This window comes from Paracoccus chinensis (genome assembly GCF_900102885.1).
Taxonomy (GTDB): Bacteria; Pseudomonadota; Alphaproteobacteria; order Rhodobacterales; family Rhodobacteraceae; genus Paracoccus; species Paracoccus chinensis.
The window spans coordinates 105383-123154 of the sequence record NZ_FNGE01000010.1 but is presented as its reverse complement, the minus strand read 5'-3'; the positions used below and the strand labels follow the sequence as shown (position 1 = coordinate 123154).

Here is a 17772-nt window from a genome sequence, read left to right as displayed (position 1 = left end):
CCGACAATGGCCGCGAGTTCTGCGGCACCGAGCGGCATCCGTATGAACTTTATCTCGACCTCAACGGTATCGAGCATCGCCGCACCAAGGTCCGAACGCCCCGCACCAATGGCTTCGTCGAACGCTTCAACGGCACCGTGCTGGATGAATTCTTCCGCGTGGCCATGCGGGACAACTTCTACGATGGCGTCGAGGCACTGCAGGCCGATCTCGATGCCTGGCTTGTCCGCTACAACACCGAACGGCCGCATCTCGGCTATCGCAACATGGGACGCCGACCCATCGAGACCGTTATGTCTTTCGTAAGCCAAGAAGGTTAAGTGGACAAATGATCGAACAGGCGAACAAGGCGGCCTGTCGCTGTCCAGTGTGTGAAGAGTGCGGGGGGAAGCAGGGCAACTCCGTGACCTTGCGATGCCATGTCGGCCAGTGCCACGGACTGTCGAGCATCGGGTCCCGCAGGGGCGGGCAGTTCAATCCCAGGCTGGTGAACCATCGCTCCCATTCGCTGGCCCGATAGGACCGCAGCAGGCGCTGCGTGCCGAGGTCCTCGGGATGGATGATCGAGGAGGTGAGGGTTGGTGCGCACATCGGGGTCAGAGGGGCGTCCATGATGCGGCAAGCATCGAGGCCATGCCAGGAGCCGTCACCGAAGCGGATTGCAAGGTCCAGTCCTTTGCCAGGGATGCTAACGCGGTTGTTGTTGGTGAAGACGCGCAGGTCCACTTCCCAGATAGGCCGCCTCGTAGCGCGCCAGCCGCGGAATGAGCAGTCTGTCGCAAAGGTCCCGACTACGCCGACATGCAGTGCCTCATGATAGCGGTCGCCCGAGAAACGGTCGAGCGTGTCGCTGATCGCATCCAAGGATCGGGTCAGCACGGGGGCCAGAGCCGCGCCTTCCTCGGTCAGCACCAACTCTCGTGGCACCCGCCGGAACGGTGCGACACCAAGACGGTCCTTGAGGTTGCGGATCTGGTGGCTGAGCGCCGCCTGCGTTACGCAGAGCTCGACCGCCGCCTTGGAGAGCGTCAGGTGGCGTGCGGCCGCCTCGAAGGCCCGCAGGGCGCTCAGGGGAATGATGGGGCGATCCATGGTGCCTTATTAGTTTTCCTCAATCCAGCAGCAAGAAACGATGCTTTGTGGCTGCTTGCAGGTCGCCATAGATGTAACGGGCAGAATTTTTCTCATGTGTCCCAGGCGGCGCCATCGCGCCCCGGCCAACCGCAAGGCATTGATGATGACCAGCGTCCGACTTCTGGGGTTCGCTACGGTGATGCTCACCGCCCCTGCCTATGCGCAGGGACTGACTGATCAGGAACTCCAAGAGATCAGCGAAAGGGTCTTCCGGCCCGTGATCGAGAAATTCGATATCTCAGGCATCGCGATCGGCCTCACGCTCGACGGCGAACGGTTCTTCTTCACGGACGGTCTGGCCGACCGGGCGGCCTCGCGTCCCGTCGACAGGGACACGCTCTTAGAGCTGGGGTCGAACAGCAAGCTGTTCAACGTGGCGCTCTCCGGCCTAGCCGAGGAGCGGGGCCTGTTGTCCTTGCAGGATCCCGTCTCCGCAGAGCTGCCTGCGCTTGCCGGCAGCGCCTTTGACCGGATCCCGCTTTCCGACCTGACGGCCCATGTCACCGGCGGCCTGCCCTTGCAGGTTCCGGATGACATCACCGACACCCAGAGCCTGTTGACCTACCTGGCAGACTGGAAACCCGAGGGAGACACCAGGTCAGTCCGCTCCTACTCAAACGTCAGCATCGGCCTCCTCGGCCTGATCACCGGCGCGCAGTTCGGGAAGTCGTATGAATCGGCCCTCGCTGAGGACCTGCTGCCTGCGCTGGGTCTCGGCAGCACTTTCATCGACGTGCCGGAGGCCGAGATGGGACGTTACGCTTTCGGATATTCGCGCACCGATGACACTCCGGTTCGGGTGAACCCCGGCCTGCTCGACGCCGAAGCCTACGGCATCAAGTCCAGCGTCACCGACATGACCCGTTTCCTCGACGCTCACCTCGGCAATCTCGCCCTTGCGGACGGGATGACAGCGGCGCTTGCCCGGACCGCCTGTCCGAGTTCGAGACCGCGCACTATGCCCAGGCGATGATCTGGGAAGGACATCCGTGGCCGGTGGATGCTGCCGAACTCGCGGTAGGCAACTCGGCCGTCATGGCAATGACGCCGCAGCCGGTGGCGCACCATGCCCTGAGAGCCCTCGACGGCGAGGTCTTCCTCAACAAGACCGGGGCGACCAACGGCTTCGGATCCTATGTCGCGATGATCCCGTCCGAGCGGATCGGCGTGGTGGTCCTGACCAACCGGAACCATCCCAACCCCGTCAGAGCCGAAGCAACTTTGGAACTGATTAACCAGGTCCTCGAGCAGGCTGATCGATAAGGGGGCAGGGAGGCGCCGCGGACGGCGGCGCCTCCCTGCAGTCGGGCCGGTCAGCGCCCGGAGATGTTGCGAGGCATGCGAGGGCCGGCATGAAGCCGCAATGTGGTAGGACGCCCGAGCTGACCAGATGCGGGGCCCGAAGCCGTCACTCAGCCATCGCCTTGATAATACCACTGTAGACATCGAGCGTGGTCCAATCGTGGACGACATCCTGTCAGCCGGCGATAGCGGGCAGCAATCCTGTCCAATCGAGGGCATCATGATAGATCCGCAGGTCTAAGGGCGAGGATGGTGATACTCTGGCTCGTGCCTGTTGTCCTTCTGGTCGGCTGGTTCAGGTCGTCGGTCGCGGGCAGCACCACCTTCCCTGGACTTGCCTGCCGCCTTGCTGTGCAGGAACGCTGAACTGAAACGAGGGGCGAGATGCCGGATTTGAAATTCCAACAAGTCGATGTGTTTTCATCCGAGCCGTTCAAGGGAAACCCGGTCGCGGTCGTGATCGGCGCCGATGATCTGTCCGATCGCAAGATGGCGGATTTCGCAAAATGGACAAACCTGAGCGAGACTACATTCCTGCTTAAACCCACCACGCCCGAGGCTGACTATCGCGTCCGCATCTTCACAGGTGGGTGAGCTTCCCTTTGCCGGCCACCCGACCCTTGGAACCTGCCACGCCTGGTTGACCAATGGCGGGGCACCGCGCGGTGATGTGGTCGTGCAGGAATGCAAGCTGGGCCTCGTGCCAGTGCGCCGCCATGACGGACGGCTGGCATTTGCCGCGCCGGACCTGCTGCGCTCTGGCCCTTTGGACGAGGCCTTGCTGATCCGCATCGCGGACGGGCTGAGGATCGAGCGCGAAAGTATCCTTGATGCGCAGTGGGCCGACAATGGTCCTGGTTGGGTCGCGGTCCAACTCGGCTCCAGGGCCGAGGTTCTCGCCCTTGATCCCGACTATGCCGCGCTCAATGATCTCAAGCTTGGCGTGGTTGGAGCCTGGGACGCAGTGCAGGACGGCACGGAGGCGCAGTTCGAGGTTCGGGCCTTTGCCATGGGTGCGGGTGTGAAGGAAAACCCAGTGACCGGCAGCCTGAATGCCAGCCTCGCGCAATGGCTGATCGGGAGCGGCCGCGCGCCTCGCTCTTATATTGCCTGCCAGGGAACGAAGCTTGGCCGGGCCGGTCGGGTTCACGTGGATCAGATTGGGAACGACATCTGGATCGGTGGAGACACCAGAACCAACATCAGCGGGAGCGTGACGTTCTAGCCTTACGGTCGCTTCAGGACCTGCACTGCCGCATCACCAGAGCGCCGGATAATATCCACTACGTCCCGCAAAGCGGTCGTTAAGACGAGACCCCGTAGGGATGGTCATGTGTAGATACGGCGTGACGCGTCTCCTTCCTCGCTGCCGCTCGTGCTTGGTCGCGCGCCAAATGGAAGCTGCCTTGAAGCAGTTACTCGCCCCTGCTGCGGCGCAAGCGGCCGATAGTGTCGCTAATGCGACATCTTGGACGTTCATTGCCGCAGCACGATCAACAGCCTCGGCGACAATTGCCCAAGGCTAAGTGCAGAAAGCAGACCGATAAAGGAGTGGCGCTAGGCTCGACAAATGAGATCGGGCGTCGGCATTTCGCGCCCGATCTGAGCACCTTGGATTGAAGCCTTAACGGGCTGCTGCGCGCGCCTGTTTCAGCCAGCCGTCCACGGTCGCGCGGTTGTCGGCGATCCAGGCAGCCGCATGAGCCGCGATGTCGGTGTCGCCGGCGTTCATCTTCGCGTTCTGGGCCGACATCTCGGCGGCCGGAACCTCGGCGGCTTCCAGAAAGGCACGGATGGCCGGGTTCTCTTCCAGAAAGGCGCTGTTCACAACCGAGACGATGTCGTTCGATGGAAAGCCCAGCCTGCAGGGGTCGTTCACGCAGCCCTCGATGCCGCTGCTCGTGGCGGTGTCGGCCAGGTGCATCAGGTTCTCGGGCAGGTCCACCTCGGGCACCTCGATCCAGACCACATCCTCGCCGGGTACAAGCTCATTCACCGTCCAGTTGGGCGTCCAGGTGTAGAAGAACACCGGCTCGCCCGCGCCATGGGCGGCGACCGCGTCGGCCATGGCGGCGGCATAGCCCGCCTTGATCGGGTTCACGTGGTCGCGCAGGTCATACGCATCGAGGTGATGCTCCAGCACCATCTCGCAGGCCCAGCCGGGCGGGCAGGCGACCAGGTCCGCGCGCCCGTCGCCGTCACGGTCGAAGGCTTCCTTGACCTCGTCGCGCTTGAAATCCTCGACCGAGGTGATCCCCAGCCGCTCGGCCGTCGGCTTGTCCACGAGGTAGCCCTCGATTGAACCGCGCGGCGCGACCATGCCCACGACCTCGGCGCCCTGTTCATAGAAGTTGCTGTAGGTCGAATGGCCAGGGAAATAGCCGTCCACCCACATGGTCACGTCCCCATAGCCGACCGATTGGTAAAAGGCAGGGTTGTCCAGCGTCATCGGCTCGGACACGTCATAGCCGAGTTCGCGCAGAAGCTGGCTGAAGACCTCGGTCTGGAACCAGCCGGTGTCCCAGCTGGGGCGGGCCATGGTGATCGACTGGCCCTCGCCGGGGCGCTCCTGCGCCTGCGCGGGCATGGCCGCGATCAGCGCCAGCGCGGCGGTTGCGATCAGGGGGGACTTGAGCCGGGACAGCATACGGGTCTCCTTTTCTCTTCTTTCGATTTGCAGATGGACGGGCCGGGGACGGCCCGCCATGCGAAGGGGCAGGCTCAGCCTGCCTTCTCGGCTTCCAGCGCGGGCGCTGTGGCCCGCGGGCGGAAGAAGCCCGCCAGCGTCTGGCGCAGCGAGGCGCCGCGGACGCCCGAACGCTCGGCCAGGCCTTGCGTGATGCGGTCCAGCACGATGGCAAGCACCACGATGCCGACGCCGCCGGCGGTCGCGCCGCCCACGTCCATGCGGCCGAGGCCGGTGTTGACGACGAGGCCCAGGCCGCCGCCGCCGATCAGGGCGGCGATGACGACCATGGACAGCGCCATCATCAGCGTCTGGTTCAGGCCCGCCATGATCGTCCGCATCGCCAGCGGCAGCTGCAGGTCCCACAGCATCTGCCAGCCGGTGGACCCGAAGGCCTCGGCGGCCTCGATCAGGTCGGCGCGGACATTGCGGATGCCGAGGTTGGTCAGCCGCACGATCGGAGGCAGGGCGAAGACGATGGTGGCGATGATGCCGGGCGTCATCCCGACCCCGAACAGCATCACGATCGGCACGAGGTAGACAAAGGAAGGGATCGTCTGCATCACGTCCAGCACGGGCCGCATGATCCGCCATGCGAGGTTTGAGCGCGCGGCGAGGATGCCGGCCGGAATCCCGATCACGGCGCAGAAGAAGACCGCCGTCAGGATCATCGCCAGCGTCGTCATGGTGTCGTCCCAAAGGCCGATCATGTCCACGAAGGCAAAGCCGAGGATCGTGAAGATCGCCATTCCGCGCCCGGCGGTCTTCCATGCCGCCAGCGCGAAAAGCGCCGTGGTCACCAGCATCGGCACCGCCAGGAAGGCGGCCTCGAGCCACCCCAGCACCGAGGTGATCGGCACCTGCGCTGCGCGGAAGAAGGGCCGGAAATTCGGCACCAGCCAGCCCCGGACGAAGGCGTTCACCCAGTCGTCGAAGGGAAGGGTCACGATGTCAGCGGGGCTGAGCATTGGCTTGCTCCTTGTTCGCGAGAGCTTCGGCAGCGACGGCGTCGCCCGACAGATGCGCCAGCACGTCCGAGGGCTCGACCACGGCCACGAGACGCTCGCGCTCGTCGGTGACGGCGATGGGCAGGCCGGAACCCGCGGCACCGTAAAGTTCGCTGAGGCTGGTCGAGGCATCCACGGTGGGGAAATCGGTGATCAGCGCATCTTGCAGCGTGGTGGTGGGGCTCGGGTCCATCTCCGACGCGGCGAGCTGCTGATAGGTCACGACGCCGGCCACCCGCTCTCCATCCATGACGTAAAGGGCATGGGCTCCGCCCTGCTCCATCATGCGCAGGGCGTCGCGGACGCTGGTCTGGCGCAGCTGGATCGTCGTGGGCTGGCTCGATACGTCATCGGCGGTGAAGACGCGGCCGCGGTCGATATCGGCCACGAAGGCCGCGACATAGTCGTCGGCGGGCGCGGTCACGATCTCCTGCGCGGTGCCGATCTGGACGATGCAGCCGTCCTTCATGATGGCGATGCGGTTGCCCAGCAGCAGCGCCTCGTTCAGGTCATGGGTGATGAAGACGATGGTCTTCTTCAGCGTCTGCTGAAGGTTCAACAGTTCCATCTGCATCTCGCGCCGGATCAGCGGGTCGAGCGCGCCGAAGGGCTCGTCCATCAGCAGGATGTCGGACCCGGCGGCGAGCCCGCGCGCAAGGCCGACGCGCTGCTGCATTCCGCCCGACAGATCGGACGGCAGGCTGTCGGCCCAAGGCGCGAGCCCGACCTGTTCTAGCACCTCGAGCGCGCGCTTGTGGCGGCTTTCGCGGGGAACCCCGTTGATCTTGAGCCCGTAGGCCACGTTCTCGGCCAGCGTCCAGTGCGGGAACAGGGCGAAATGCTGGAAGATCATCGAGATCTTGTCGCGCCGGATGCGGCGCAGCGCGGCGGGGGAGGCTTGGGCGATATCCTCTCCGCCGATGAGGATCTGCCCGGCGGTGGGTGGGATCAGCCCGTTGAGCATCCGCACCAAGGTGGACTTTCCCGAGCCGGACAGACCCATGACGACGAAGATCTCACCCTCGCGTACCTCGAAGGAGGCGTCCTGAACGCCCACCGTCGCGCCGGTCTGGGCGAGGATCTCCTGCTTGCTTTTCCCCTGCCGCAGCAGCTTCAGCACGGCAGGGGCATCGTTTCCGAAAATCTTGAAGGCATGGCTTACCGCCAGCTTTGCATCCTGCATGTGACTCCGTCTTCAGGCCCTGATGACATGCCGGCCCGGAGGACCGACGCATGAATGAAGGCCCCGCGCCGAAAAGCGGCACTACGCAAAGCTCCTATCCGATCAGGAGCGCGCAAGACGCATCAGGTGGAGCGTCCAAGACCAGCGAATGTGAAAGTCTCTAGACCGAATAGTGAAAAAAGACAACACGTGGAGGAACTTGGATTCTTGGGTTGATTACTTCTGGTGCAGTTCGTCGCCGCAAGAGCGTCGATCCGACGGCAGAGTGGATCGCTAGGTATGACCGAAGCGTCTGCTTATACCAGACGTTGTCTACCTGACTGCTTCAGGGGATACGGCGGGCCGCTCCGGAGAAGCTCTGATGCGAGGCGACGTCCAGAACGACCGTCGGCAGTAGGTGGATTACGTCTGTTGTACCAGCCGGCTGCGCTGCTTCTCCCCTCGACCGGAAGCGGCTCCGATATTCGGACCAGCGTCACCTCCGGCCCTTGCCGGCCATCCAGGATGGCCTCCACGATGTCGGGCGCGAGCAGGGTCAGCTGCATCATCCGGCTGATGTAGGACACGGCGATGCCCTCGTGCTCGGCCAATTCGGCAATGGTCAGGCACGCCCCCGTGTCCAGCATCCGCTTCCACCGGAGGGCTCGGCCCAGCGCCCGGACCAGCGTGCTGTCCGTCCGGCGCTGCTGCGGTGCACCCGCAGGCAGCACCATCTCCTTGCGCCCGCTACGCTTGATGATGCGGAAGGGGACCTGAAGGATCAGGGCGTCGGGCAGGGGCGCTGCGTGTCTCATGCGGCATTCTCCGGCTTGCCAGCCCGCAAACCGTGTCGACCGCCTGAAAATCCGATTAACCGGCGCTAGCTTTTCAGTCGCTGGGCAGCGAGCTCCATGCGCCCCGTCAGGAGCTCAACAAGGGCCGGGGCCATGGACACAGATCTAGGGCACGTCATGCCACCCGCTCCAGCTCACCGGCCTGCATCTCCCGCGTCAGCCCCACGAGCCCGTCGACCCGGAGCCGAACCGTCAGCCCCTCGGTGCCGATGTCCACGCGCTCGACGAGCAGGGAGACGATCCGCACCTGCTCGGCCGGGAAGAGCTCGTCCCAGAGCGGATCGAGTTGCTGGAGGGCCACGCGCGCATCATCTTCGGTGATCCCGTTAGCCTGCTCTCGTGCAGCCTGCCACGTCCCGGAGATGATCTCGGGCTGGCGGAACACCGCGTGCAGCTGGCCCAGCACGGCCGCCTCGATCTCGCCCGCAGGCACCCGGGCAATAGGGCAGGCGCCGGCGCCATGCTTCAGGATCGTCTGGTTGACGTAGTACCGGTAGAGCCGATCGCTCTTGCGGGTGTGGGTGGGCGAGAAGGCGGCACCGTCGGGACCGTAGAGCAGCCCCTTGAGGAGGGCAGGGGTGTCGGCCCGCGTGCGGGCGGCACGCGTGCGCGGGCTTTCCTTGAGGATCGCGTGGACCTTGTCCCAGGTGTCCGGGTCGATGATGGCCTCGTGCTCGCTTGGATAGCTTGCCCCTTTGTGGACCGCCTCGCCGATGTAGGCGCGATTGCCGAGCATTCGGTAGAGGTACTTCTTGTCGATCCGGTTGCCGCGGGGGGTCCGCAACCCACGCGCATCAACCTCCCGCGCCAGTTCCGTGCAGGAGCTCAACTCGAGGAAGCGGGCGAAGATCCAGCGCACATGGCTGGCGGTCTCCTCGTCAACCACCAGCTTGCGGTTCTCGACCCGGTAGCCGAAGGGCGGCACGCCGCCCATCCAGATGCCCTTCCGGCGCGAGGCCGCGACCTTGTCGCGGATGCGCTCGGCGGTGACCTCGCGCTCGAACTGGGCGAAGCTGAGCAGGATGTTGAGCGTCAGCCGGCCCATGGAGGTGGTGGCTGTCCGTCGTCAGATGATTTGAGACCGATGGGTGAGCTCAGGATCGGAGGGTCTGGTCCATCTGGGGGTGGGGTCAGGCGGTTGCGGTGTGATGCTGCAAGCGCCGTCGGGTCAGGGTCTTTCGCTTGATACGCTCGCGTTCGGCCAGGATGGCCTCGCCGCGGCCGAAGCAGACGTCGGCGGGGGTGAGATTGCCCAGGCTCTCGTGTGGGCGGGCATGGTTGCAGTGCTCGACGAAGGCCGCGACCTGCTCCTCGAGCGCCCCGGGCAGGGAGTTGTGCCCGAGCAGGATCCGGTTCTTGAGCGTCTGGTGCCAGCGCTCGATCCTGCCCTGGGTTTGAGGATGGCGAGGCGCGCCGCGGATGTGGGTCATGCCTTGATCCTCGAGCCACTCCGCGAGGTCGCCCGCAATGCAGCTCGCGCCATTGTCGCTCAGCAGCCGCGGGCGGTGCCGGACCTTCACCTGGTCGAGCCCTGAAGCTGACAGCGCGAGGTCCAGCGTCTCCATGACGTCGCTGGCCTGCATGGTGGCGCAGAGCTTCCAGGCCACCACGAAGCAGGAGAAGCCGTCGAGCACGGTGGACAGGTCGTACCAGCCCCAGCCGGTGACCTTGAGACAGGCGAAGTCCGCCTGCCAGAGCTGGTTCGGGGTCGCGGTCTTGTCGGCGAACTCGTCGGCGGCCTTCACGACAATGCAGGCCGGGCTGGTGATCAGGTCCCGGGCCTTCAGGAGGCGGTACACCGACGCCTCGGAAACGAAGTACCGCTGCTCGTCGGTGAAGCGTAGGGCCAACTCGCGAGGGGATAGCTCCGGCTGCTCCAGAGCCAGCGCGATGACCTTGGCCCGGACCTCGTCCGGGATGCGGTTCCAGATCTGGCGTGGCCGGAGGGGCGGTCATCCAGCGCCTCGGGTCCGCCCGTCTGGCAGAGAGGTCGTACCACCTATGGAAGGTCGCTCTTGGGATCCCGAGCTTCTCCAAGGTGCGCCGAACGGGGGAGATGGGATTGCTCCACCAGGCGGATGATCTCGCCCTTCTCGGCTGCGGGGTACCTCATGCGTCGTCGTCCCCAGCCCCGCTCATGCTTTTTTTTTTTTGAGCAGGCGGTTCTCCAGGGTGAGATCCGCCACGACCTCCTTGAGCGCGCTGGCCTCGCGGCGCAGTTCCTTCACCTCGTCCGACGTGGCCGCCCGGGCAGTGTCTCCCGCCAGGCGGCGCTTGCCAGCCTCCAGGAACTCCTTGGACCAGCTGTGGTACATCGAGCTGCTGATGCCCTCGCGCCGGCACAACTCGGCGATGCTGTCCTCGCCGCGCAGGCCCTCCAGCACGACGCGGATCTTCTCCTCCGCCGAAAACTGACGACGCGTGGCGCGCCGGATGTCCTTCAGTACGGCCTCGGCGGGGGCCTTCCTGGTTGGCCGGGATGCCTGCTTCAGCTTCGCTCCTTGGCGGCTACGATGAACCAGTCATCCTCCTCTCATGAAATGCCCCGGTCTGTCTCATGGGCGCTGATCCGGGACAGTGATCTTCCTGACGCGCGCCTCGAAGTCTTCCTCGCGGTAGTTGATGACATGGCTGCAGCCGTTCGCCTTTGCGATCGCGACCTTTTCAGCCGAACCGACTGTGCCGATGACGGTGACCCCCTTGCTCGACAGTCATTGGCAGGCAACGGAACCGATGCCGCCCGCGGCGGCGTGCCAGAGAACAGTGTCGCCCGGCTCAACCTTGCGGCAGCAATGGATGAGGTATTCGACAGTCAATCCCTTGAAGATGAGCGCTGCCACGGTTCTGGAGGCCAACTCGCCTGGCACGTTCAGCGCGCGGGCGGCAGGCCCGCATGCTTCGTGCTCTCGGTCCGTCCTTCGGTTGTCCCGCATAGCGGACTTTGGACGCAAACGGGTTTTCCTTGATCGGCCAATGTCCGCTTCGGCGAGGCGGCAATGCAGCATTGTCGCTTGCTGACCGTCCGCTAAGGGCCGCTGTCTTCCCCTCTAGTTCCTCGGGGCATCACCGTGATGCTCTCGCATCTGGTCCACATTACCTAGGCTGCCGGGATGGGGCCTCTGGCGCAGCACCCGGTTCCACAGCCATGTTGCCGCCCACAGGACTATGCCTATGACAAGCAGCCATCCTGCGATGCGATACTGATCCATCTGCGCCGCGCTTCTCGCCCAAGGACCGGCCAGGAAGGCGCAGGACGCCGCACCGAACCATGGCAGGAGAGAGGGGGCACGGAAATGGGCATGGCCAACAGGGCGTCTGCGCAGCACGATCAGCGAGATGTTGACGATAGTGAACACGCAGAGCAGCAACAGCGAGGTAGTTCCCCCCAGCAGGCTGACGGCTGGCAGGTCAGAGCGGGTGACAACGAAGTAGATCAGCCCGAAGGCCAATGCGGTCGTGAAGAGGATTGCAACCCAAGGTGTGCGCCGGGTGTGATGGACCAGCCCGAGGCCATGCGGCAGCACCCCCTGACGCGCAAGGCCATAGATCAGCCTGCTGGCCATCAGCATGTTGATGAGCGCGGAGTTTGCCACCGCGAACATTCCAATGAAGGGAAAGATCGTGTCGAAAGGCAGGTTCGGCGCTCCCGCACGCACCACCTGCGTCAGGGCGGAACCCTTGTCGGGGTTGGAAAGATCACCCACGGGCACCAGAGCCACGGCGCAGATCGACACGAGGATGTAGATGACGCCCGTGATCGCCAGCCCGGTCAGCATGATGCGTGGGAAGATGCGGACCGGGTCCTTGACCTCCTCGGCCATGTTGACCGAATCCTCGAAGCCCACCATCGCGAAGAAGGCCAGTGCAGTGGCGGCAGTCAGGGACAGGAAGGCGCTCTTTTCCTCGGAGGACTGGAAGACCATCACTTCGGAAAAGTCCGCCCGGCCCTGCGCCATCGCATAGAATCCCACGAAGATGATCATCAGCAGGCCGGTCAGCTCTACGCAGGTCAGGACGACGTTCGCCTTGACGCTTTCGCCCACGCCGCGAAGGTTGATCACCGCGACAAGCGCCATGAAGCCAAGGGCGATCAGCAGGATGCCGGCGCTGCCCTTCTGAAAGCCCAAGCTGAACCCGTCGTTCAGAAAGCCCGCAAAGGCATTCGATGCGGTCGAGGCCGAGGTGATGCCGGAGCACATCACAGTAAAGGCCACGAGGAATGTCAGGAAATGGATGCCGAAGGCGCGATGCGCATAAAGCGCAGCCCCGGCCGCCTGCGGATAGCGCGTGACCAGTTCCAGATAGGAAATGGCCGTGATGGTTGCGACCAGGAAGGCCACGAGGAACGGCGCCCAGGCAGCCCCCCCGACTTCGGCCGCGACCGTGCCGGTCAGGGCGTAGACGCCTGTCCCCAGGATGTCGCCGACAATGAACAGCAACAACAGCTTCGGGCCCATGACGCGGTGCAGTTCAGGCTGATGTGGCGAGGTGGCCCCGGCCGGATATGCGTCAGACATATCGCCCCCCAGACTGGCTTCCGTTCAAGCATGTGCGTCAAGCTGCATCGCGGCAAGCAAATTCACCTGCGATCCCTGAGTCTCAACTCGGCGGGAGCTGGTCGTTCGGTCAAGCGAGACATGTCGAAAGGCACGCATCGCCTCGATGTCATCAGGACAACGTGTTCCTCCGCCGAGGGATAATCCAGTGGCAGCGTGTTCCGTGCTGCTCAGGTTGCCGCAATCAGGTGCTGCAGCAGGCACAGATGACCGTATCGAAGAAGTCACAGTGAAGCACGGAGGTTAGGGGGCGGTCCGCAAAGCGTCGGGAGCCTCGCTCGGCGTCGCCCCAGGGCCACTACGGTGCCGCAAGGCCGCTCTGAGCCCTTGGCCGCCGTTCGTCCACCTCGCAGCGTATGCCGTATCTGCAGGCGCGGAAGAGGCGCTCTGAGCTGTGTGCGCCTCTGAAACCGGCGGAGCATACTTGTGACAGGAGTGCAGCCAAGGCGAAGGTGATCAGCGCGAGGGCCGCAACGATGGCGAGCGCCGCGCCGGGGCCGAGCATGCCCACCATGGCACCCCCAAGCACTGGTGCCGCAGCCTGGGCCAACAGTGCGGGACGCGCCAGCCGGCCCATCAAGGCTGGGTAGCGCTCCGGGTGGAATAGGGCTAGGGGCAATGCGCCACGTGCAATCGAGAAAACGCCATTGCCCGCGCCGTAGAGGATCATGGCCAGTGCCGGGAACTGAAGATCAAGCGCCAAGAGGATGAGGCCGGCCGCAACGCTGCCGCAGGCAAAGAGCAGGGACCAGATCGGATGATGGCGGCCTCGCCCCGCCATCTCGACCACGCGCGCGGCAACCTGTGTGGGGCCGAGCAGCGCCCCGATCGCCACGGCATCGGCAAGCGAAATTCCTTGGGCTTGCAGGAATGTGAGCAGATGCACCGAGATCATGGTGACGGCCAAGCCAGACAGCACGAGGATCGCCGCCATGACCAGGAAGGCCCATCTTTCGGCTCCGCCAAGGCGCAGTTCATCCTGCCCCTTCTGGTTTACCTTCATCGGCACGCGCGGTTCCCTGGGCACCATGCACAGGATCAGCGGCAGGCTGACCAGCGCATGCAGGGCTGCCCAGATGGCCACTGTGCCGCGCCAGTCGAACTGCTCAAGTAACCAAGTCGAAAGGGGCCAGCTGACAGTGCTCGCAAACCCACCCCAGAGCGTTAGGGCTGTGATCGCGCTCCTGGCCTGATCCTTATAGAGCCGGCCAAGTGTCGCGAACGCTGGGTCATAAAGCCCGGCGCTCATGCCAAGCCCGATGACGCACCACCCGAAATAGAAGGCCGGTAGGCCCGGCGCTCCGGCACAGATCAGGAGCCCTGCCGTCAGCAGGGTGCATCCGACCGCCAGCACCGGGCGCCCGCCAAGCCGGGCGATCCAGCGCCCGACAAGGGGCGACGCCAGCCCCGCACAGACAAGCGCGACTGAGATGGCCGCCACCACCCAAGCAAAAGGCCAGCCCGTATCGGTAACGATCGGCTGCGCCAGAACCGCCATTAGATAATAGCTGCTGCCCCAAGCCAGGATCTGGACAATGCCGAGGGCGGATATGACTGGCCAACGACGGGCAGCAGTCATCAGGTTGCGGCCTTTTGAAAGTTGTTGCCGGCGGCGGTGAAGGCGATGGCCGTGGTGCGCGGATAGTCCTTGGCGATCAGCCGGCCCATGGCGAAGCTGACCAGAAACTGGATGGGGAAATACAGGACCAGCGGGATGGCGAGCCGAAGCGCATCGAGCGGCAGGCGCAGCACGTCGCCGCCTTGAGGCTGAACATCGCGACGATGGTGAAGAGCAGCGCCACCAGCGTGATTGGGCTGATCCTCGGCAGGAAGACGCCCTGATACCACTGCGCCCCCTTGCGGGCAATCAGGATGCGGCGGGTCAGGAACCCGGCCAGGAATGGCAGGCCCAGGTAGATCAGCACGGCCTGGGTGACGGTCCAGAAGCCCACGTTGATGACGCTGCCCTCCAGCCCGAAGAGCGGCGGCAGGACCGTGAGGAACAGCCAGGCGTAGGTGGAGAAGAACAGGATCTGGAAGATCGAGTTGAAGGCTACCAGTCCTGCGACATACTGGTTGTCGCCCCGCGCAAGCTGGTTCCATACCAGCACCATGGCAATGCAGCGCGCAATGCCGATCAGGATCAGGCCGGTCATGTATTCAGGCTGGTCGCGCAGGAAGATCACGGCGAGGGCGAACATCAGCACCGGCCCGATGATCCAGTTCTGCACCAGCGAGAGCAGCAGCACGCGCTTGTCGGCAAAGACCTGGTGCAGCTCCTCGTAGCGCACCTTCGCGAGCGGCGGATACATCATCAGGATCAGGCCGATGGCGATCGGGAGGTTGGTCGATCCGACCGACAACTCGTTCAAGGCATTCGGCAGGCCGGTGAAGATCGTCCCGAGGAGAATGCCCCCTGCCATGGCCGCGAAGATCCAGAGCGTCAGGTAGCGGTCGAGAAAGGAAAGTTGGCTCGCCGGACGTGGAGAGGTCATCGCAATATCCTTTGGTCAGGCGGAGCGGGTGCGGTTGCCTTGGGCATTCACGACCGGTTCGCCGCCTTCCTTGCTGAAAACCGTCTGTTGCAGCGGCAGCAGATCCAGCACCGCCTCCGAAGGGCGGCAGAGCCGCACACCCTTGGGCTGACCACGATGGGACGGTTGATCAGGACCGGATGCGCCATCATGGCATCGAGCAGCGCCTCATCTGAGAGAGACAGATCGTTCAGGCCAAGCTCGGCGTAGGGCGTGCCCTTCTCGCGCAGCAGGTGGCGCGGCGTGATCCCCATGCGGGCGATCAGCTGCACCAGCAGCGCCCGGGTGGGCGGCGTCTTCAGATACTCGATGACATGCGGCTCGATGCTGGCATTGCGGATCATCGCCAGCGCATTGCGCGAGGTGCCGCAGTCCGGTTTGTGGTAGATGACGACATCCCTGGTCAGGCGCTTTCCGTCATGGTGGGACCGCAGTCACACTCCAGCGCCGCAACGACAGGTGCGCAGATCTCGGGATGGCCTTGGCAGCAATCCTTCATCAGGAAGCCGACGAGCCCGGCCAAGGCGGGATCAACGGCACTGTAGATGATGAACCGCCCCTCGCGCCGGGACTGGATCAACTTGGCATGTTCGAGATGGGTCAGGTGAAACGACAGCCTTGAGGTTCTGGCACCCCCGAGAACTTCCCCGATGGCTCCGGCCGACATGCCTTCGGGCCCGGCCTGCACCAGCAGCCGCACGATCCGGAGCCGCGTGTCTTGGGACAGGGCGGCAAAGGCGGCCAGAGCCTCAGGCTCGTTCATCGAACCAACATCTCAACGAATGATGAGAAGTCGAGGCATGGTGGTGCGAGGGTGCCATCAAGCCCCGCATTGTCCGGCGAGGCATGGACAGCAGCGAAAGGCGGGGCCGACACCGCTGGGTCGTCGAGCCAACACTGGCATGGCTCAAACGCTTTCGCCGCCTCGCCATCCGTTACGAGCGGCGTGCCGACATCCACGAGGCTTTCGTGATCCTCGGCTGCGCCCTCATCTGCCTCAACCAGATCAGAAGGTTTTGTCAGGTGCTCTTGGCCGCTCTACCGATGGCCAGCCCATCCTCGATCGTCAGTGAAGGGGCGTGCCGGTGAGAGCTGGGTGGGGGTGTACTCGTTCGGTAGTGGGTCCAGAGGAACGAGCGGCGTGTCCGAGGCCGCGAGAACGATGTTGGCACGCCCCCAAGACGACAGAGGCCCCTGGGCCGCCTGCACATGCGGATAGAGGCTGCTGAGGATTGCGTGAACGCCGCGGGCAAGCGGCCCATCGGGCACGTCAATGAGGTTTACGTAGACAGGACCATCTACAATTGCCTGCAGGCGCTCGTAGGTCTCGCGTGTCGCCAGGTGGGCCGGAACCGACCCCGAGGAGAACGCGTCCATGACGGCGGCGTCGAAGCGGCGATCGGTCTCGGTCAGATAGGTTCGTCCGTCAGTGTGGACGATGCCGAGCCGTCCCTTGATGCCTCTGTCATCTTCGCCCGCGTCGTAGCCAGTCTGTTCGATCATCGCACCGGCTTGGGGCATGTGCTGCCGAACCACCCAAGTCACGAGCGGATCAATCTCGACCGCCACGGCCTGCGCTTCCGGGCGTGAGGCAAGCAACGTGGTTGGCAAAGTGTAGCCGCCTCCACCGATGAACAGGACAGAGGGCGACGGGCCGAGATCATGGTCCATCCGTGCCCACAGCCAATGCGAGTAGGAGAGTGCGAGCCAGGCAGAGCTTCCGCCGTCTTCGCGGTTCGGGACAATCCGCTCGGCAGCCTGGAGTGTGCCGTCGGCATAAAGGCGAACCTCGCCACCCTCGCGCAGGACATGGATGCAGGAAAGGCCGGACTCGTACTCGCAGGTCGGACTGCCGGCGATCCCCGCAAAGACGGCCAGCGCCGCAGCCGCGATCGTGACCCCGGACTCCGCCTCCTTCTCGGGCGTACGCTTCTGTTCCGGCTCTCCGCCAGTGCCTGGCGGGCTGCGCCGAATGAACGGTATGCAAAGAAGGGTGGCGGCGCCGCAGGCGGCGAAAGTCGCCCTGGAGCCTGCGAGCGGGAGAGCCACGAAACCTGCAAGGATCGCGCCCAGGATCGCGCCCAGCGACCCGGCGGCAAGAACAAGCCCGAGCGAGGAGCCCTCCCGGCCCGGCCGCGCCTCGACGGCGACCTTCGCCAGGAATGGCGATGGAACGCTGACGAACACAGAACCTGGGAAGAAGGCCAAAACCACGCTGAGCAACATTCCTCCTGTTCCCCGCGCGCCTGCCGCGTGAATCAGGCCGAGGATCGTGGGCGACAATGCCATCAGCACGGCTGTCGCGATCAGCGCAGCACGGACGTGGCCGATCGCTGCGCCGCGTCGGCGCTCGGCCACGAAGCCCCCCAGCGCGTTGCCCAGAGAGAAGCCGGCGAGGACCGTTGCGATGACGGCCGTCCAGGTCAGCAGCGAGGTGCCGAAAAATGGGGCGAGCACTCGACCCGCGGCGATCTCGTAGGTGAGTCCCACCGACGACAGAACGACAATCAAGCCGATCGTGATCCAGAAGTGCATGA

The 17772-nt window shown here is 64.5% G+C and carries 15 protein-coding genes and 5 pseudogenes; 7 read left to right on the top strand and 13 right to left on the bottom strand.

Annotated elements, in window-relative coordinates:
- Positions 1–320: integrase core domain-containing protein (locus tag BLQ03_RS11880; protein WP_139166729.1), on the top strand; the 320-nt coding region annotated here is incomplete at its 5' end.
- Here the strand turns inward: BLQ03_RS11880 and BLQ03_RS11875 are convergent.
- Positions 292–1092, bottom strand: coding sequence for a LysR family transcriptional regulator (locus BLQ03_RS11875; protein WP_090756336.1), 801 nt, complete (start codon positions 1090–1092; stop codon positions 292–294). The genes BLQ03_RS11880 and BLQ03_RS11875 overlap by 29 nt on opposite strands.
- Before the next feature lie 142 nt (positions 1093–1234).
- On the opposite strand from BLQ03_RS11875, the gene BLQ03_RS11870 reads away from it, so the two are divergent.
- The 4 genes from BLQ03_RS11870 to BLQ03_RS11860 all read left to right on the top strand — a co-directional run bounded on the left by BLQ03_RS11870 (position 1235) and on the right by BLQ03_RS11860 (position 3661).
- Positions 1235–2107 (top strand): serine hydrolase, encoded by an 873-nt coding sequence (locus BLQ03_RS11870; protein ID WP_175558856.1) that lies wholly within the window; start codon positions 1235–1237, stop codon positions 2105–2107.
- Entirely contained in the window at positions 2104–2397 is a 294-nt protein-coding gene (locus tag BLQ03_RS19020; RefSeq protein ID WP_090756330.1) for a serine hydrolase, read from the top strand. Before BLQ03_RS11870 ends, BLQ03_RS19020 begins: the two co-directional genes overlap by 4 nt.
- Before the next feature lie 423 nt (positions 2398–2820).
- Positions 2821–3030, top strand: a complete 210-nt coding sequence (locus tag BLQ03_RS19015; protein WP_217629722.1) for a PhzF family phenazine biosynthesis isomerase — start codon at positions 2821–2823, stop codon at positions 3028–3030.
- On the top strand, positions 3023–3661 hold the full coding sequence (locus BLQ03_RS11860; protein WP_217629721.1) for a PhzF family phenazine biosynthesis protein: 639 nt from the start codon (positions 3023–3025) through the stop codon (positions 3659–3661). The genes BLQ03_RS19015 and BLQ03_RS11860 overlap by 8 nt, the downstream gene beginning before the upstream one ends.
- A 399-nt stretch (positions 3662–4060) precedes the next feature.
- Here BLQ03_RS11860 and proX read toward each other — a convergent pair whose 3' ends face one another.
- The 6 genes and pseudogenes from proX to BLQ03_RS11830 form a co-directional block, all read right to left on the bottom strand.
- Positions 4061–5083, bottom strand: coding sequence for a glycine betaine/L-proline ABC transporter substrate-binding protein ProX (gene proX, locus BLQ03_RS11855; protein WP_090756323.1), 1023 nt, complete (start codon positions 5081–5083; stop codon positions 4061–4063).
- Between the two features lie 74 nt (positions 5084–5157).
- A complete protein-coding gene (locus tag BLQ03_RS11850) occupies positions 5158–6090 on the bottom strand; it encodes an ABC transporter permease (protein ID WP_090756322.1) in 933 nt (310 codons plus the stop codon).
- Positions 6074–7312, bottom strand: a complete 1239-nt coding sequence (locus tag BLQ03_RS11845; RefSeq protein ID WP_090756321.1) for a quaternary amine ABC transporter ATP-binding protein — start codon at positions 7310–7312, stop codon at positions 6074–6076. Before BLQ03_RS11845 ends, BLQ03_RS11850 begins: the two co-directional genes overlap by 17 nt.
- Before the next feature lie 296 nt (positions 7313–7608).
- Complete coding sequence (locus tag BLQ03_RS11840) at positions 7609–8106, bottom strand: hypothetical protein (protein WP_342672019.1); 498 nt, start codon at positions 8104–8106, stop codon at positions 7609–7611.
- Between the two features lie 154 nt (positions 8107–8260).
- Positions 8261–9199 (bottom strand): annotated as a pseudogene (locus BLQ03_RS11835) (recombinase family protein); the annotation flags it as partial.
- Positions 9200–9275: 76 nt separating this feature from the next.
- A pseudogene (locus BLQ03_RS11830) lies at positions 9276–10637 on the bottom strand (IS3 family transposase).
- Positions 10638–10658: 21 nt separating this feature from the next.
- Between BLQ03_RS11830 and BLQ03_RS18865 the strand changes: the two are divergent.
- A complete protein-coding gene (locus tag BLQ03_RS18865; protein ID WP_245688862.1) occupies positions 10659–11111 on the top strand; it encodes a hypothetical protein in 453 nt (150 codons plus the stop codon).
- A gap of 81 nt (positions 11112–11192) precedes the next feature.
- Here BLQ03_RS18865 and BLQ03_RS11820 read toward each other — a convergent pair whose 3' ends face one another.
- From BLQ03_RS11820 to BLQ03_RS11800, 5 genes and pseudogenes are all read right to left on the bottom strand, one after another.
- Positions 11193–12662, bottom strand: a complete 1470-nt coding sequence (locus tag BLQ03_RS11820) for an APC family permease (protein ID WP_245688860.1) — start codon at positions 12660–12662, stop codon at positions 11193–11195.
- A gap of 337 nt (positions 12663–12999) precedes the next feature.
- Positions 13000–14280 carry an MFS transporter gene (locus BLQ03_RS11815; protein WP_090756319.1) on the bottom strand — a complete coding sequence of 427 codons (1281 nt, stop codon included), beginning with the start codon at positions 14278–14280 and terminating at the stop codon, positions 13000–13002.
- A gap of 8 nt (positions 14281–14288) precedes the next feature.
- Positions 14289–15196 (bottom strand): annotated as a pseudogene (arsB, locus tag BLQ03_RS11810) (ACR3 family arsenite efflux transporter); the annotation flags it as partial.
- Positions 15197–15211: 15 nt separating this feature from the next.
- Positions 15212–15579: pseudogene (locus BLQ03_RS11805) on the bottom strand (ArsC/Spx/MgsR family protein).
- 59 nt (positions 15580–15638) lie between these two features.
- On the bottom strand, positions 15639–15998 hold the full coding sequence (locus BLQ03_RS11800; protein WP_090756311.1) for an ArsR/SmtB family transcription factor: 360 nt from the start codon (positions 15996–15998) through the stop codon (positions 15639–15641).
- 56 nt (positions 15999–16054) lie between these two features.
- On the opposite strand from BLQ03_RS11800, the pseudogene BLQ03_RS11795 reads away from it, so the two are divergent.
- A pseudogene (locus BLQ03_RS11795) lies at positions 16055–16255 on the top strand (transposase); the annotation flags it as partial.
- An 18-nt stretch (positions 16256–16273) separates the two neighbouring features.
- On the opposite strand, the gene BLQ03_RS11790 reads toward BLQ03_RS11795, so the two are convergent.
- Positions 16274–17770: a fused MFS/spermidine synthase gene (locus BLQ03_RS11790; RefSeq protein WP_090756310.1), complete on the bottom strand. Its 1497-nt coding sequence runs from the start codon at positions 17768–17770 to the stop codon at positions 16274–16276.
- Positions 17771–17772: the final 2 nt, after the last annotated feature.

Coding starts and splice junctions, on each gene's coding strand:
- BLQ03_RS11875 (WP_090756336.1), bottom strand. CDS start 1,092: ATGGATCGCCCCATCATTCCCCTGAGCGCCCTGCGGGCCTTCGAGGCG.
- BLQ03_RS11870 (WP_175558856.1), top strand. CDS start 1,235: ATGATGACCAGCGTCCGACTTCTGGGGTTCGCTACGGTGATGCTCACC.
- BLQ03_RS19020 (WP_090756330.1), top strand. CDS start 2,104: ATGATCTGGGAAGGACATCCGTGGCCGGTGGATGCTGCCGAACTCGCG.
- BLQ03_RS19015 (WP_217629722.1), top strand. CDS start 2,821: ATGCCGGATTTGAAATTCCAACAAGTCGATGTGTTTTCATCCGAGCCG.
- proX (WP_090756323.1), bottom strand. CDS start 5,083: ATGCTGTCCCGGCTCAAGTCCCCCCTGATCGCAACCGCCGCGCTGGCG.
- BLQ03_RS11850 (WP_090756322.1), bottom strand. CDS start 6,090: ATGCTCAGCCCCGCTGACATCGTGACCCTTCCCTTCGACGACTGGGTG.
- BLQ03_RS11845 (WP_090756321.1), bottom strand. CDS start 7,312: ATGCAGGATGCAAAGCTGGCGGTAAGCCATGCCTTCAAGATTTTCGGA.
- BLQ03_RS11840 (WP_342672019.1), bottom strand. CDS start 8,106: ATGAGACACGCAGCGCCCCTGCCCGACGCCCTGATCCTTCAGGTCCCC.
- BLQ03_RS18865 (WP_245688862.1), top strand. CDS start 10,659: ATGAACCAGTCATCCTCCTCTCATGAAATGCCCCGGTCTGTCTCATGG.
- BLQ03_RS11820 (WP_245688860.1), bottom strand. CDS start 12,662: ATGTCTGACGCATATCCGGCCGGGGCCACCTCGCCACATCAGCCTGAA.
- BLQ03_RS11815 (WP_090756319.1), bottom strand. CDS start 14,280: ATGACTGCTGCCCGTCGTTGGCCAGTCATATCCGCCCTCGGCATTGTC.
- BLQ03_RS11800 (WP_090756311.1), bottom strand. CDS start 15,998: ATGAACGAGCCTGAGGCTCTGGCCGCCTTTGCCGCCCTGTCCCAAGAC.
- BLQ03_RS11790 (WP_090756310.1), bottom strand. CDS start 17,770: ATGCACTTCTGGATCACGATCGGCTTGATTGTCGTTCTGTCGTCGGTG.